We start from the raw sequence: 15,351 nt of genomic DNA, 5'->3' as shown, positions 1-15,351 counted from the left end.
GTGTACGAGAAGAATGGTGAGAAGTACTTCGTGGTCGACAGCCACATGCACATGTGGAAGGCCGGCCCGGACAACTGGGTGAAGGGTGCGGAGCAGTACGCGAAGGGCTGGATCGAATGCTTCCACGCGTACCAGAGCCTCGGCCCGAAGGAGACCCACTGGACGATCGAGAAGTTCATGAGCTACACCGAGGACGACCTGATGAAGGACGTCTTCGAGGACGGCTACGTGGACGTCGCGGTGTTCCAGCCGACGTACCTGAAGGAGTGGTACACGGAGGGTTTCAACACCACCGAGCAGAACGCGAACCTCGGCGAGAAGCATCCGGGGATGTTCGTGCTGAACACCCGGTTCGACCCGCGCGACGGTGACGCCGGCCTGGAAGAGCTGGCGCGCAACGTCGAGCGGTACGGCTCCAAGGGCGTCAAGCTCTACACGGCCGAGTGGAACGCCGGATCCCGTGGGTACAAGCTCACCGACCCGGCGGCGTACACCTACCTGGCGAAGGCGCAGGAGCTCGGGATCAAGAACATCCACGTCCACAAGGGGCCCACGATCTGGCCGCTGGACAAGGACGCGTTCGACGTCTCGGACGTCGACCACGCCGCGACCGACTTCCCCGAGCTCAACTTCATCGTCGAGCACGTCGGCCTGCCGCGGATCGAGGACTTCTGCTTCATGGCGACCCAGGAACCCAACGTGTACGCCGGCCTGTCGGTCGTCATCGGCGGCCTGATGCACGCCCGGCCGCGGTTCTTCGCGAAGGTGATGGGCGAGCTGCTGTTCTGGGTCGGCGAGGACAAGATGACGTTCGGCAGCGACTACGGGATCTGGGAACCGAAGTGGCAGGTCGAGGGGTTCGTGGACTGGGAGTTCCCGGACAGCGAGGAGTACGCCGACTACCCGCGGCTCGGGGTCGAGGGCAAGAAGAAGATCCTCGGGCTGAACGCCGCCAAGCTGTACGACCTGAAGGTGCCGGACGAACTCCAGCTACCGAGTCTGGTCACCACCTGATGACAGCTGTGGCCACCGAACGGGACCGGGTGCTGGAGGCGTTGAGCGCCGTCCGGGACCCGGAGCTGGACGAGCCGATCACGACGCTGGGCTTCGTGTCCACCTGCGTCGTGTCGGCCGCCGGCGACGCAGTCGTCCGCCTCCGCCTGCCGACGTACTTCTGCGCCCCCAACTTCGCCTTCCTGATGGTGGCGGACGCCTACGACGCCGTCGCCGCGCTACCTCACGTGCGCACGGTGGACGTAGCCCTCGAAGACCACTTCGCCGCTACCCAGATCAATGCAGGGATATCAGCACGAGCCGGTTTCGTGGAGACATTCGCGGGGGAGGCGGCGGACGAGTTGGACGAACTGCGCCGTACCTTCGTCCGAAAGTCGGTACTGGCCGGAACTGATGTCGTCTGCCGGGAACTGATTGCTCAAGGCATCGATCCGGTGGGGTGCTCGATTGCGGACCTACCGGCGTCCGTCGCGCTGGAGCGGGTGCTGCGGCGGCGGGCCGAGCTCGGGCTGCCTACCGGACAGGACGCACCGCTGCTGGTGGATGTGGTGACCGGGGCGGCGGTCACCCGCGACAATGCGGCGCGGCATCTCGGGATGGCGCGGTTGACGCGGACCGGGATCGAGGCCAACACCGGGATCTGCAGGGGAATGCTGAGGCACCGGTACGCCGAGACCGGTGCGGGCGAGGAGGAGCTGGGATGAAGGCCGTTCGACTGCACGGATACCACCAGCAACCAGTTGTCGACGACGTACCGGAACCGGTGGTGAAAGGCCCGCTGGACGTCGTCGTCAAGATCGGCGGTGCGGGCGTGTGCCGTACCGACCTGCACATCATCGAGGGGCAGTGGGACGCCGCGATGCATCCGGCGCTGCCGTACACGATCGGGCACGAGAACGCCGGCTGGGTGCACGAGGTCGGCTCCGCGGTCACGAACGTGCAGGTCGGCGACACGGTCATCCTGCACCCGACGCCGACCTGCGGGCTGTGTCGTGCGTGTCGTGCAGGGGACGACATGCATTGCTCCAACAGCACGTTCCCGGGGCTCGATAGCGACGGCGGGATGGCGGAGTACCTGCTCACCTCGGCGCGCGCCTGCGTGAAGCTGGATCCGAGCACCCGGCCGCAGGACGTCGCGGCGCTCGCGGACGCGGGCATCACGGCGTACCACGCGGTGCGCAAGGCGTTGCCGCTGCTGCCACCCGGTACGACGGCCGTGGTGATCGGCGCGGGTGGTCTCGGGCACATCGGCGTTCAGTGCCTGGCGGCGCTGACCGCGGCGCGGATCATCGTCGTGGACCGCAACCCGGAGGCGCTGAAGCTCGCCGAGCAGCTCGGCGCGGACCAGACGGTGGTTGCTGATGGCAAGCAGGTGGAGAAGGTCCTGGAGCTGACCGACGGCGCGGGCGCGCACGTCGTACTGGACTTCGTGGCCGAGCAGGGCGCGGAGCAGGACGGCTTCGCGATGACCGGCCGGGGCGGGTCGTACTTCGTCATCGGGTACGGCGGCCAGGTACAGATCCCGGCCCTGGACATCATTTCGACCGAGCGGAACATCGTCGGCAACATCGTTGGCACGTACAACGAACTGACCGAGCTGATGGCGCTCGCGCAGGCCGGGAAGGTCACGCTGCACACCCGGACCTACCCGCTGGAAGCGGCCGTCGAAGCGGTCGCCGATCTCGACGCCGGCCGCATTCGTGGCCGCGCGATCCTCGTTCCGTAAAGACCATTTCCGGAGGGAACTGATGGCCAAGGAACTGCGGTTCGGAGAGAACGCCCGCGAGCTGCTGCTGGCCGGGGTCGACCAGTTGGCGGACGCGGTGAAGTCGACGCTGGGCCCGAAGGGCCGCAACGTGATCCTGGAGAAGATCACCGGCTCCCCGGTGGTCACCAACGACGGCGTCACGATCGCCCGCGAGGTCCACCTCAAGAACCAGTTCGAGAACATGGGCGCCCAGCTGGTCAAGGAAGCCGCGATCAAGACCAACGACATCGTCGGCGACGGCACCACCACCGCGACCGTGATCGCGCAGGCGATCATCCGCGAAGGGATGGCCGCGATCGGTTCCGGCGGTAACCCCGTCCTGGTGAAACGGGGGATCGACCTGGCCGTCGCGCGGCTGGTGGAGCGGCTGCGCGAGGTCGCGCACCCGGTGCAGACCGAGCACGACTACGCCCGGGTCGCGGCGATCTCGGCGAACGACGACGACGTGGTCGGCGCGGTCATCGCCCGCGCCCTGCACCGCGTCGGCGACGGCGGGATCGTCACCGTGGAGGAGTCCGCCGTGCACGGGATGAGTGTGGACTTCGTCGAGGGATTCGAGTTCGACAACGGGTACCTGTCGCCGTACATGGTGACCGATCCGGGCAGCCTGCAGGCCGTCCTGGACAACCCGTACATCCTGTTGTGCAGCGAGAAGATCACCAAGGTGCAGGAGGTGATGCCGCTGCTGGACAAGATCATGCGCGAGCCGCGGCCGCTGGTGATCATCGCCGAGAGCCTCGAAGGTACGGCGCTCAGCATGCTGGTGCACAACCACGTCAACGGGCTGTTCCAGTGCGTCGCGGTGAAGGCGCCCGGGTTCGGCGACCGGCGGCTGCACAAGCTGGAGGACATCGCGGCGATCACCGGCGGCGCGGTGTACAGCCGGCACTCGGGGTTCAGCCTCGAGACGATGACGATCGACCAGCTCGGCCGCGCGGACCAGGTGCGGGTCACCGCGGATCGTACGGCGATCGTGGCCGGCTCGGGGCATGAGCAGGACGTCGCGTTCCGCGTGGCGCAACTGCGGGCCGAGCTGGAGCGGGCGACGTTCGGCGTCGACGAGGACGTGCTGACCGAGCGGATCGGTGCGTTGTCCGGCAAGGTCGCGGTGATCAAGGTCGGCGCGCCGACACCGGTCGAGCTGAAGGAGCTGCAGCATCGTGTCGAGGACGCGTTGTCGGCAACCCGGGCCGCGATGGCCGAGGGCATCGTCGCGGGCGGCGGGATGGCGCTGCTGCATGCGTCGCCCGCGCTGGACGATCTCGACGTACAAGGCGACTACCGGATCGGGGTCGACATCGTCCGCCGCGCGCTGCGCGAACCGGCGTACCTGATCGCCACGAACGCCGGCTACTCCGGCGCCGAGGTGCTCGAACGAACCGCCGCGATGGACGTCGACGAGGGCTTCGACGCCCTGGAGGGCCGCTACGGGAACATGCTCGCGATGGGCATCATCGACCCACTCCGGGTCGCCCGCTCCGCGCTCCAGAACGGCGCCTCGGTCGCCGGCCTGCTCCTCACCACCAACACCCTGATCGCCGAGGAACAGACCCCGTGGGGAGGCAGCGCTTCCCTGATGACCGAGTACGGCGCACTGGACGAAGGCCTGCACCAGCCTTCCCCCGACTCCAGCACCCCGCAGTCCCTCGGCCTCGGCCCGTCCGTCGGCTAGGAGCGCCGGCGGGGTCACACCACAGTTGGACCGCGTCCACCCACCATCGGCCCCGTTCACCAGGCAGGATCGCGGGCGGTGCTGGACGCGGTCCCGCTCAGCTGTAGGGCGGCTGGTTGTAGGTGTGCTTGCGCTGGAAGGCCGCCTCGTAGGTATCTACAGAGGTGCTGCGTTTACCCACTCCGTGGTGGTTCTCCGCCGCCACCGCGTACTCGCCGGTCTCTCCCACGAATCGTCGGTGCAGACCTCGGTAGACCTCCTCGAATCCGCGGCCGGTCCGCTGGTACAAGCGGTAGCCGGTCACGCCCAGTACCTCGCCCCACGTCACCTCGCGCCCGTTCACCCGCAAGCCGTCTGGCGCCATCGGCGGCCCTTCGGTCACTCGCACCGGATAGTCCTTCCCGGGTTCGCTGCGCTGATCGCTGTTGATCGCGACCACTCGCACATGCCCCTCAGCCGCACCCAGGTCAACGCTCGTCTGCGGTGTCATCGCGATCGTGCGCCAGGTGTGACCGCCGTCCTCGCTCAGCTGGAGCTCGTACAGCTCGGCCGCCGGTACGGCGGTGAAGTGGACGGTTGTCGCGGTGAGGTGGGTGATTCGGGGCGGGAGTGGTTGGGGTTTGCCGGACGTGATCTCCCAGTGGTGGCGGCCGGCGGGGAGGGCGGTGGTGGGGAGGCCGTCGACGTACAGGCGGCCGGGGGTTCGGGAGAGGGTGAACGAGGTCTGGTGAGGGGAGTAGTAGACGCCTTTGAAGGTGGGGAGGTGGAGGGAGATGGCCAGCTCCGGGTCCGGGGTGGTGAGGGTGAGGTCGCGGGTGCCGATGCGGGAGCCCTGGAAGAGGGCGAGTTGCTGGTCGACGGCCAGGCGTACGACGCCGGCGGTGCCGGTGAAGTGGACCTCTCCGTCGTACGTGATCTGCGCGGGGTCGTAGTAGACGGACGGAGTGCGGCGGAAGACGAAGTCCGTCCCGTCGGGGGTCTCCACCTGGGCGCCCCACGGGGTTTCCGTGACGTGCAGGTCGCGGCGGTGGCTGACGACCGCGAGGACATTGCCGCCGGAGCCGTCGGCGGGGCTCTCGGTGCGGACGCCGCGGCTGAACTCGGTCGTGAACTCCGACAACTTCCGCCCGGCGACGTGGATGAACGGCAGCTCGTCCACCACCTCGTCCACGCTGTTCGCGTCCCACCCGGTCGCGGCCGTCGACACCGACCACGTCCAGGCGGTCCGCTGGTTCGGCGCGACCACGTCGTACGTCGTGAGGTAGTCGCTCCCGATCAACATCACCGACCGGCTCCGGTACGGACCGCCCGCCGACGTGATCTCGGCGTACTGCGCCCAGCCGAGGTCGTACAGCGGCCGCTCCAGCCTGTTCGGCCCGATCGACCGGTACGACCCGTCCGCCCACACCCCGAACGAACTCGTGTACGTCGCGGCCGGCGCCCGGCGATCGCCCGCGTCCTCCGGTCCGTGACCGCTGTAGCTCCGCCCGCCTGCGTAGTAGTAGATCGTCCCGGAACCGTTGTCCCCGGGCACGCCCCACCGGTAGTTCGGTCCCGGATCCGTCTGCTGCAGGAACACCGCGACCTCGCTCGGCAGGTCCACGTCCGCCCGCAGCGTCACGCCGTACCCGGCATGCTTCGTACTGCGCAATCGCGGATTGGTCCCCGTCCCACCCTCGACCGCGAACCGCCACGGATCCGGCGCGCCCGGTCGATGCTCCAGCAACGACGCGTCCGGGCTGCTTGCCCACAGCAAATGCTCGGCGACCAGCGGTGCGTAGTTCCGCAACGCCTGCGCCAGCAGTCGCAGTTCCAGCGGTGGGTGGCGCGGCCAGTACGCGTGCGCGCCCTGCGGTGGATGCACCCGCCCGCCGAAGGTCATTGGCACGGTCAACGAGTCGACGAGCCACGACCCCATCGCCGCCAGCTGCGGGTTCGCCAGCCGGTTGCGTCCGTCCGTCAGCATCCCGCAGATGTTGCCGAGCACGGTCGGCCGCAGGAACGCCCACACGTACGTCGCCAGACTCTCGGTCCACCGCCCACCGAGCGCGTCCCCGTCCGCGGGCCGGGTATGGAACGCCGCCACCAGCTCCACGAACTTCCCGAACTGCTCGAGCCACGAGTCCGCTGCCGGATGCTCCGGGAACAGCCACGCGAAGCACCCCAGCGCGGCCTTCCCGTCCGCCATGAAGTTCGGGTGCCCGCCGAACATTCGCAGCATCGGCCCGATCTCCTCACCGGCCGCGACGTACGCGTTCAGTAGCAGCAACGCCTCGACCCGCTCCCGCTCGACCGGATCGAGCTTGTCCCGGAGCCGCGCGTACCCGTCCACGAACCGCTCGTACAACGGCCGCTGCCCGATGTTGCTGTACCCCTCGACGTCGTTCACGCCGCGGGCGATCAATCGCGGCCCTTCGGGGCCGTCGAACAGTTCGTCCAGCAACTCGTCCGCTGACGCGATCGGCCCCTCGTGGAACGGCGACGCCGGCCGCGGGCCGTCGTACCAGAGCTGCCAGTCCTTCACGAGGTCCAGGCTGAGCGTGCTGTGCCAGTGCTGCAGCTGCCGTACGTGCGTGGTCCGGAACTCCCGCGGTACGCCGAGATCCCGGTCGTGGTCGTAGCACGCGATCCCCGTCCGCCGCGTGCCGTCCCGCAACGGCCAGGTCCAGCGCAGTACGCCGTCGTACCGGAAGCGGATCCGCAGCGCCGGCGACGACGCCCACACCGCGTACTGTTGGTCGTTCCAACGCTCCGGGTGGAGGAGGAACACGCCGACGCTGGTGCGGGCGTTCCAGAAGGTCGCGTGCGGCCGCACGTCGAAGGCGTACGACGGCGCGTACGGCGCGACCGTGAACGCGAACTCCGCCGCCGGATCCTCGGTCCGGGCGCGGCCGAAGAACGCCGGGTCCTCGCCGGTGTCACCGATGACGAGCGGCTCGTCGATCGGGAGCCACGGGCGAGGGCCGGGTTCCTGGGAGTACGGCCAGGTGGAGGAGAAGCGGTGGGTGGGGTGGAAGTCCGTCCACTCCAGTTCCCACTCCGCATCGCCGAGGCCGCTCATCTCCTCGTCGAGCTCGATGTGGTCGTAGCCGGCGATGCAGCGGATCGTGACGGTGTAGCTCGCGGAGCCTTCGAACTCATAGGTGAGGCGGAAGGTGGCGAACAGGTCGCCGGCTTCCTGCAGGATTGTCTGCAATCCTACGATCGGCGGCACGTTCCGGAACGTGGTGCGGCCGAGCCAGCCGGTGCCGTGGTCGAACTGGAGGCCGGGAGCGGCCAATGTGCGTGGGATCCGGACGCGGAGGCTGCCCGTGTCTACGGTGACCGAATCTTCTTCGTAAGCGAGAACTAGTGAGTTCCTAGCCACGGTGGGAGGGCCAGGGCGTAGCTCGAAGCCGCGGGTTTGGCCTGGGGGTAGGTCGGACAGGAGCGAGACGGATGCTTCTGCCAGGCGGCCTTGTTCTCGGCGTACTTCTGAGAGCTGGAACGGGACCGGTGTGCCGGAGTCGTCGAGCAGCTGGAGTTGCGTGTAGGCCGGGAGGGGCCAGCGCACGCGGTAGGTCAGCAGCGTGCGGGGCCAGCTGAACTCGGGGTGGTCGAGGCGGTCCCGGAGCTCGAAGCGAACGCTCCGAGCTCCGGGCTGCCAGATGATCACTGGTCGGCGTCCACGGCCGGTTGCGCGACGCCGCGGCTGCCCGCCATCGCGCCGCCGGCCACGCCGTCGACCAGGTAACGCTGCAGGATCGCGAACACCACGATCACCGGCCCCGCGACGATCAGCGTCCCGGCCGCGATCAGCGGCCAGTTCTGGCTGTACTCGCCGAAGAACGAGTACAGCCCACGTGTGACCGGCCACAGCTTCGAGTCCGACAGCATCACCAGCGGCAGGATCAGGTTGTTCCAGCTGCCGATGAACCCGAAGATCCCGAACGTCGCCAGCGCCGGCTTCATCTGCGGCACGATGATCTGCAGGATGAACCGGACGTACCCGCAGCCGTCCATCGCCGCCGCCTCGTCGAGCTCCCGCGGGATCCCCTTGATGTAGCCGACGAAGAAGAAGAACCCGGCGCCCGCAAGGCTCGTCATGATCAGGTATCCGACCATGCTGTTGTAGAGGTGCAGCGCCTGCGCCTCCACGAACAACGGGATCAGCCCGCCGGGCAGGAACCCGGAGAACACGAAGAACCCGTACAGCGCGTTCGAGTGCCGGAAGTACCCGCGCGAGATCGGGAACGCCAGGAACACCCCGAGGATCAACGTGATCACACCGGGCACCACGGCGTACACCAGGCTGTTGACCATCTGCCGGCCGAAGTCGCCCTGCGTCCACGCCTGGCTGAAGTTCGCCCCGCTGACCACCGACGGCATGCCGGTGGGGTCGCGGAGGAACGCCGTGTATGGCTTCACCGACTGCAGCGCCAGATAGATCACCGGCAACGCGAACATCCCGACCGAGATCACCAGACAGGCCGCCTGACTGGTGTACCACCCGGCGCCTCGCTTGCTCCCGCCCTGAGCGACGGAGACGGTACGGCGACGTGCGGTCGCGGCAACTGTCGCGGTCACATCGACACCTCCCGCCGACGCAGTACGACGAGCAGGCCGCCGCCGATCACGAGTGTCAGGAAGAACTGCAGCATCGCCAGCATCGAGCCGTACCCGAGCTGCGAGTTGCTGCCGAACGCGGTGGTGAACATCGAGAGCCCCAGGGTCCGGGTGCCGAAGTTGCCGTTGGTCAGGACCAGGATCAGCGCGAACTCACCGATCGAACCCATCGCGGTGAGGAACACGTTGACCGTGGTGGCGGGCGCGAGCAGCGGCCAGCTGATGTGCCGGAACACCGCCCACCGGCCGGCGCCGTCCAGCGCGCCGGCCTCGTACACCTCCTTCGGGATGTGCCGCAGCCCGGCGATGTAGATCAGCATCGAGTAGCCGGTGAACATCCACACGTTCACCACGATCACCAGCGGCAGCGCGAGCGTCGTCGACCCGAGCAACGACGACGTGATGCCGAACGCCGAGTGCAGGAAGTGCGCCACCGGCCCGCTGTACGGGTCGAGCAGCAGCGAGAAGATCGCGCCGACGACCGCGACGCTGAAGATCTGCGGCATGAAGATCAGCGCCCGGTACAACCCGTACAGCGGGCGCTTCTCCTTCAGCAGTACGGCGAGTCCGAGCGCCACCCCGTTCTGCAGCAGGGTCACCGCGATCACGTAGACGATCGTCACCTTCAGACTGCCCGCGACGTCCGGCAGCATGGTGGTGAAGGCGTCCCGGTAGTTGCACAGCCCGCAGACGTTGAGCGCGGTGCCCGGGAGCCCGGAGTACTTCGTGAACGAGTAGCCGACCGTGGCGACGGACGGGTACAGCCCGAACACCAGCCAGCCGATCCCCGGGATCGCGATCGACAGCCAGGGGATCCAGCGGCGGGTCCGGCGGGTGCCGAACGGACAGGTCGTCATCTACTTCTTCCCCACCGACTTCTGGTACGCCGTGGCCGCACCCTTCAGCGCGTCGTCCACGCTCTGCTTGCCGAACGGCGTCATCTTGGTCAGGTCCGGCCCGGCGGCCTCCGGCGGCGCACCGGCCGGGATCCACGGGTCGGTGAGCGCGACGAACCGCTCGTCACTGTGCTCGTTCAGCCAGTCCATCCACGGCAGCGTGGACGAGGTGACACCGGGCTGGGTCGAGGTCGACCCGGTGGCGTCCAGCCAGAGCTTGTAGTTCTCCGGGCGGGAGAAGGTCCGCAGCCAGTCCATCGCCAGGTCCTTGTTCGGCGCCCAGGTCGGCACCATCCAGGTCAGGTCGGCCTTCACCGGGATCCGGTTGTTCGCCGCGTCGTCGGTGGCCGGCATCACGAAGAAGCCGAACTTCAGGTCCGGGTTCGCCTCCTTGATCGTGTTGCCGTCCCAGGACCCGTCGAGGAAGAACGGGAAGTCGTCGGACTTCGCCGCCCAGACACCCGGCGCGGTCAGCTGCGCGACACCGGACGCGGCCGGCTCGATGTACTGCATGACGTCGGTGTACTTGGTCGCCGCTTCCTTGTAGAGCGGGTCGTTCCAGCTCTTCGTACCGGCCCAGAAGTCCTTCGCGCGCTGGTCGCTGACCGCGGTCGAGTCGGCCCCGGTCTGGCCCTTCATCAGCAGCTGCTGGACGGCGCCGCCGTACACGATGCCCTGCAGGCCGTCCTTGCCGGCCACGAAGATCGGCGTCTTGCCGGCGTCCTTGAACTTCTTCAGCGCGGCGACGAACTCGGTGTACGTCGTCGGCACCTTCACGCCGTACTTGTCCAGCAGGTCCTTCTTGTACCAGACCGCGCCGTGGCCGATGTACTCCGCGGCGACCACGCCGTAGATGCCGCCGTTGTAGCCGGCGCCGTACTTCTGCAGCACCGGGTCGTACGACTTCATGAAGTCCTGGCCGGACAGGTCGGTGATCTGGCCGGCGGTGATCAGCGCCGCCGAGCCGGACGACTTCAGCCCGGTGTCGGCCGGCGGGAACTTCGCCGGGGTCGGTGCGAACTGCGCCAGGACGTCGACCGACTTCGCGGACAGCAGGCTGTTGGTGAGGGTGCCCCAGGCGCCCGCGGCGGTCGGCGCGTTCTCCAGCTTCACCGTGACGCCGGGGTGCTCCTTCTCGAAGATCGCGTTGATCTTCTTGGTCGCCTCGATCGCCGACGGGTTCGTCCACTCGGCGACCACCAGGGTCTTCTTGGCACCGGAGCCGGAGCCCGCACCGGAGTCGGCCGAGCCGCCGACCGTACAGCCCGTCGCGGCCAGCGCGAGGCTGCCGCACAGCAGCAGCACCGGGATTCTTGCTCTCATCGGATGTCCTTTCCAGAAAGGGTTTTCAGGGGCGTTGCACGGCGCCGTCGGGGCGGCGGGGCGGCTTCCACCGGGAGCGCGGCAGGGGTGGGTACTTGTCGGCGGCCCGTTCGTCGAAGTCGACGCCGAGGCCGGGGCGGTCGCTCGGCCAGAGCCGGCCGTCCCGCGGCTGCGGTACGCCGGGGAACACCTCCTCGGCCTCGGCGTTGAACGGGTGCTGCTCCTGGATCCCGAAGTTCGGGCTGACCAGGTCGAGCGCGAGGTTCGCCGCGTGACCGATCGGGGAGACGTCGCCCGGCCCGTGCCAGGCGGTCCGTACGCCGAACAGGTCGCAGGCCGCGGCGAGTCGCCAGGCCGGGGTGAGCCCGCCGATCGCGGACACGTGCACCCGGATGAAGTCGATCAGCCCTTCGGCGAGCAGCGGGCGGTACTCGGCCGGGTTGGTGAAGAGCTCCCCGATCGCAACCGGGATCGAGGACTGCTCCCTGAGCCGGCGCAACCAGTTCAGATCCTCCGGCGCCACCGGATCCTCCAGGAAGAACAGGCGGTACGGCTCCAGCTCCCGCGCCAGCCCGATCGCGTCCACCGGCGCGACCCGCTCGTGCACGTCGTGGATCAGCTCGACCTCATCCCCAAGCTCCTGCCTGAGGTGCTCGAACAGCCCGACCACCGTCCGCGTGTACCTCCTGGGATCCCACGCGCCAGTCGTAGGACCAGCGGCCGGAGCGCCGTACGTTCCAGCTCCGGGGACTGCTACCTGACATCTGGCGTGCGTGTACCCCGCTTCGAGGAGGGCGCGTACTTCGTCGGCTACCTCGTGGGGGTCGCGGCCGGACGCGTGGCCGTAGAGGGGGACGGCGGTGCGGGTGCGGCCGCCGAGCAGCTGCCACACGGGCATCCCGGCGAGCTTGCCCTTGATGTCCCACAACGCCATGTCCACACCGGAGATCGCGTTGTTCAGCACCGGCCCGAAGCGCCAGTACCCGCTCAGATGCAGGATCGTCGTGATGTCGACGATCTCCGCCGGGTCCCTCCCGACCAGCTGCGGCGCGAGGTAGTCGGTCACCGTGGTGGCCACCGCGTTCGCCCGCTGCGTGAAGGTCGCACACCCCACGCCGTACAGCCCCGGCTCGCTCGTCTCGACCCGGACCACCACCAGTGTGGTCCCCTCAGGAGCGGTGAGGAACGCCCGTACGTCGGTGATCCGGACGTCCGACCCGCTCCACGGTGGCTCGGTCATCGCCCGAGCCCCCACGGTGTGTCGACCCGTCCGCCGAGCGCCAGCCCGCCGGTGCCCCAGAACGGCGCGAAGTTGTAGCACCCCGTGGTCAGCGGCCCGTTCGCCGTCGTCCAGTACGTCATCCCGTGCCCGTTCGTCCCGGCATCGGCGACGGCGAACGCGAACGTCGTCCGCAAGTGCTCACCCGCCCCGAGCCCCACCGCCCGACGAGCCAGCTCGGGCAACTGGTCCCAGGCGATCGCGACCTCGTACGTCGTCGTCTTCGCGGTCTCGTCCCGCGTGACCAGCGCCCGCCCTTCGTCGGCTGTCAACAGTCCGAGCGGCGGATCCAGCGGCGCGTTCGTCGGGTAGAACGTCTGGTAGTTCGTCCCCGGCGCGGCCTGCCGATGCAGCTCGGACACCCCGCCCTGCGCCAGCGTCGCGACGTACAGATGCGACAACGACCCACCGGACTTCGCGTAGTGCCGATCCCCGGCGAGCAGATCGTCGGGCTTCGCGCCGGCATCGAACGCGAGCTGCAGACTGTCCGCCTTGAACGGGAACGAGTACGGGTCCTGCGGGAACGGCTTGTTCCCGAAGTGCACCGCGTCCTCGAGTACGGCGCGCACGTAGAAGTTCTGCTCGTCCCACGCCGACCACAGCCGGTACTCCTTCCGGTCGCCGGTCGTCGTCGTGTTCACCACGCTGACGCCCGCGATCCCGGCCCACTGCGACGCGTCCCCGCCGACGGCGATCTTCCGGTACGGCGCGTACGCGAGCTGGATCTCCTGCTCGCCGGTCTGCCGGATCTTCGCCGCGCCGGCGATCTTCGCGTCGTACGTGATCAGGTACCTGTTCGACGGCTCGTTGCGATAGGCAACCACCGGGAAGCGCACCGTCCGGACCTCGCCGGGCTGTACGTCGTCGACCTCCAGTTGCTGCGTGCGCAGTACCCAGCCGGCCGGTGCCTGCACCGAGAGCAGTGCGCTGACCGGTTGCGGGGTGACGTTCTCGACCCGGACCTCGAGCGCGCCGGACGCGTCGATCGGGCGGGTGAACGACAGCGGCCGGATGTCCAGCGGGGTCTCGTAGTCGAAGCGCGCCGAGCGGGTCAGTGCCGTCGCGAGCTGCTCGGGGGAGCGGTCGCTGTCGAAGTACAGCACTTCCCACGGGTTCACCGGCAGCGTGACCTGCGGCGCGCGCCCGTCGCTGAGCTCACGGCCGAGGTAGTCGTACACCTTGATGCCCCGCGCGTCCGGCAGCGTGAGCGTGCCACGGTAATCGCTTTCCGGATGGGCATAGCCATCCGCTTGCCGAGGGACCGAGTACAACGCCGCGCGACCGTGCCCGTCCGCGTCCTCGAACAGGAAGCCCCACGTCGAGCGGGCGTCTGGGTAGAGCTCCCGCAGCATCCGCGAGTCCTCGAGCCGGCTCGTCATCGCGGAGTACGCGATCACCGCGGGCCGCGGCGTCTTCGTGCCGACGTCGTAGATGTTGAAGGTGTCGCCCGAGTAGCCCTTGTCGTACGACAGCGAGAACCAGAACACCTTCATCGGCGAGTCCTCCTCGGCACCCGCCAGCAGATGCAGCAGGTACGTCGGCGCCAGCGTCCGCGCGACGGCGTACGGCACGTCCGCCAACGGCAGGCCGGGGAACGAGTCCGCCGCCGTACCGAGCTCGGTCTGCCACTGGCCCGCGCGGCCATTCGTCTTCGACCAGAGCTTGTCCATCTTGATCTGGACCTTGGTCAGCGCGTACTGCACCGGGTCCGGTACGCCGTACGCGTGGTTGATCGAGCCGTCCAGGTACCCGATGTCCTTGGAGCCCTTGGCGTAGACGATGTCGCGCTGGTACGGGACCGAGCCGCCGCCGATCAGGTTCACGTCCGGGAACTCCGGCTTGATCCGGTCCCAGGTCCGCTTGAGCAGGTCGCGGTAGTCCTGGGCGTCGCCGGTCTTCCAGGTCCAGCCGTGCACCCACGGCTCGTTCCAGATCTCCCAGTTCTTCACCAGGTCCTGCATCGGGGCGATCGCGCGGTACGTCATCTCGATGTGCGCGTTCAGGTCGAGCGGCTTGTTCTGGTGCAGTTTGAGCGCCTCGCCATTGGGGCCGGGGGCAACATTCCACCACATGTTGTAGGCGAGGAACCCGATCGGCTCGATGCCGTACGAGCGCCACTCGGCGACCTCGGCGCGGGCCTTGTCGATCGCGGCCTGGTTCCAGAACTTGCCGGGCGCGGTGCAGACCGCGTCCGGCCAGATCGACAGGATGCCGCGGGTCCACTTGGCGCCCATCCGCTGTGCGATCCGCTTGGTGATCACGGGATCGGACTCGCCGCGCAGGCCGAGGCCGAACGACGATCCGGGGCGGAGCCCGTCGGCCGGCGGGTGCAGGACGCCGAGGCCGAGGGTGCGGGTGGCGAGGGTCTTGCCGGTGCTGTCGGTGAGGTCGACCTGGACGGCGTAGAAGTCCGGGGTGCGCGGTCCGAGGGCGGAACGGACCGTGCCGGAGCCGCCGGCCGCGACGGTCACCGGCGCGCTGCCGGTGCCGGCCGCTTCGGTGCCGTGGGCAAGGACCTTCCAGCTGACGGTGCCGGTCAGCGCGATCTTGGACGCGATCGTGACGACCAGTTCGGGCGCGGCCGGGGCGACGTACAGCGCGGTCACGTCGTCGAACGCGGCGGTGAAGGTGACCGACGGGTCGTCGGCCGCGGCGACGGTGACCGCGGCCTGACCCGGTACGGCGGTCAGCGTGGACGCGAGTGCGGCGCCGGCGGCAGTGGCGGCGCCGTACCCGAGGGCACGACGGCGGGTGATGGGCGGGATTTCGGGCATGAGGCCAACCTCCGCAAGAT

At 68.7% G+C, this 15,351-nt stretch carries 10 protein-coding genes; 4 read left to right on the top strand and 6 right to left on the bottom strand.

Annotated features, from left to right (window positions below; all coding sequences use genetic code 11):
• Genes ACFV9C_RS06490 through groL form a run of 4 tightly spaced genes read left to right on the top strand, consistent with a single transcriptional unit; the run spans nucleotide 1 to nucleotide 4,454 of the window.
• Nucleotides 1–1,014 carry an amidohydrolase family protein gene (locus ACFV9C_RS06490; protein WP_380191069.1) on the top strand — a complete coding sequence of 338 codons (1,014 nt, stop codon included), beginning with the start codon at nucleotides 1–3 and terminating at the stop codon, nucleotides 1,012–1,014.
• Nucleotides 1,014–1,718, top strand: a complete 705-nt coding sequence (locus tag ACFV9C_RS06485; protein ID WP_380191068.1) for an iron-sulfur cluster assembly protein — start codon at nucleotides 1,014–1,016, stop codon at nucleotides 1,716–1,718. The genes ACFV9C_RS06490 and ACFV9C_RS06485 overlap by 1 nt, the downstream gene beginning before the upstream one ends.
• Nucleotides 1,715–2,740, top strand: coding sequence for an NAD(P)-dependent alcohol dehydrogenase (locus ACFV9C_RS06480; RefSeq protein WP_380191067.1), 1,026 nt, complete (start codon nucleotides 1,715–1,717; stop codon nucleotides 2,738–2,740). Before ACFV9C_RS06485 ends, ACFV9C_RS06480 begins: the two co-directional genes overlap by 4 nt.
• 19 nt (nucleotides 2,741–2,759) lie before the next feature.
• Nucleotides 2,760–4,454: a chaperonin GroEL gene (gene groL, locus ACFV9C_RS06475; RefSeq protein ID WP_380192295.1), complete on the top strand. Its 1,695-nt coding sequence runs from the start codon at nucleotides 2,760–2,762 to the stop codon at nucleotides 4,452–4,454.
• A gap of 97 nt (nucleotides 4,455–4,551) precedes the next feature.
• On the opposite strand, the gene ACFV9C_RS06470 is transcribed toward groL, so the two are convergent.
• The 6 genes from ACFV9C_RS06470 to ACFV9C_RS06445 all read right to left on the bottom strand — a co-directional run bounded on the left by ACFV9C_RS06470 (nucleotide 4,552) and on the right by ACFV9C_RS06445 (nucleotide 15,331).
• A complete protein-coding gene (locus tag ACFV9C_RS06470; RefSeq protein WP_380191066.1) occupies nucleotides 4,552–7,668 on the bottom strand; it encodes a hypothetical protein in 3,117 nt (1,038 codons plus the stop codon).
• 437 nt (nucleotides 7,669–8,105) lie between these two features.
• Complete coding sequence (locus ACFV9C_RS06465) at nucleotides 8,106–9,020, bottom strand: carbohydrate ABC transporter permease (RefSeq protein WP_380191065.1); 915 nt, start codon at nucleotides 9,018–9,020, stop codon at nucleotides 8,106–8,108.
• Nucleotides 9,017–9,916 (bottom strand): carbohydrate ABC transporter permease, encoded by a 900-nt coding sequence (locus tag ACFV9C_RS06460; RefSeq protein WP_380191064.1) that lies wholly within the window; start codon nucleotides 9,914–9,916, stop codon nucleotides 9,017–9,019. The genes ACFV9C_RS06465 and ACFV9C_RS06460 overlap by 4 nt, the downstream gene beginning before the upstream one ends.
• The gene (locus tag ACFV9C_RS06455; protein ID WP_380191063.1) at nucleotides 9,917–11,278 is read right to left on the bottom strand and encodes an ABC transporter substrate-binding protein; all 1,362 of its coding nucleotides are present in this window, start codon (nucleotides 11,276–11,278) and stop codon (nucleotides 9,917–9,919) included.
• Between the two features lie 25 nt (nucleotides 11,279–11,303).
• A complete protein-coding gene (locus ACFV9C_RS06450) occupies nucleotides 11,304–12,518 on the bottom strand; it encodes an enolase C-terminal domain-like protein (protein ID WP_380191062.1) in 1,215 nt (404 codons plus the stop codon).
• Nucleotides 12,515–15,331 carry a hypothetical protein gene (locus ACFV9C_RS06445; protein WP_380191061.1) on the bottom strand — a complete coding sequence of 939 codons (2,817 nt, stop codon included), beginning with the start codon at nucleotides 15,329–15,331 and terminating at the stop codon, nucleotides 12,515–12,517. Before ACFV9C_RS06445 ends, ACFV9C_RS06450 begins: the two co-directional genes overlap by 4 nt.
• Nucleotides 15,332–15,351: the final 20 nt, after the last annotated feature.

Source organism: Kribbella sp. NPDC059898, from assembly GCF_042730855.1.
In the GTDB taxonomy this organism is placed as follows: domain Bacteria; phylum Actinomycetota; class Actinomycetes; order Propionibacteriales; family Kribbellaceae; genus Kribbella.
This window is presented reverse-complemented; position numbering and strand designations above follow the sequence as displayed.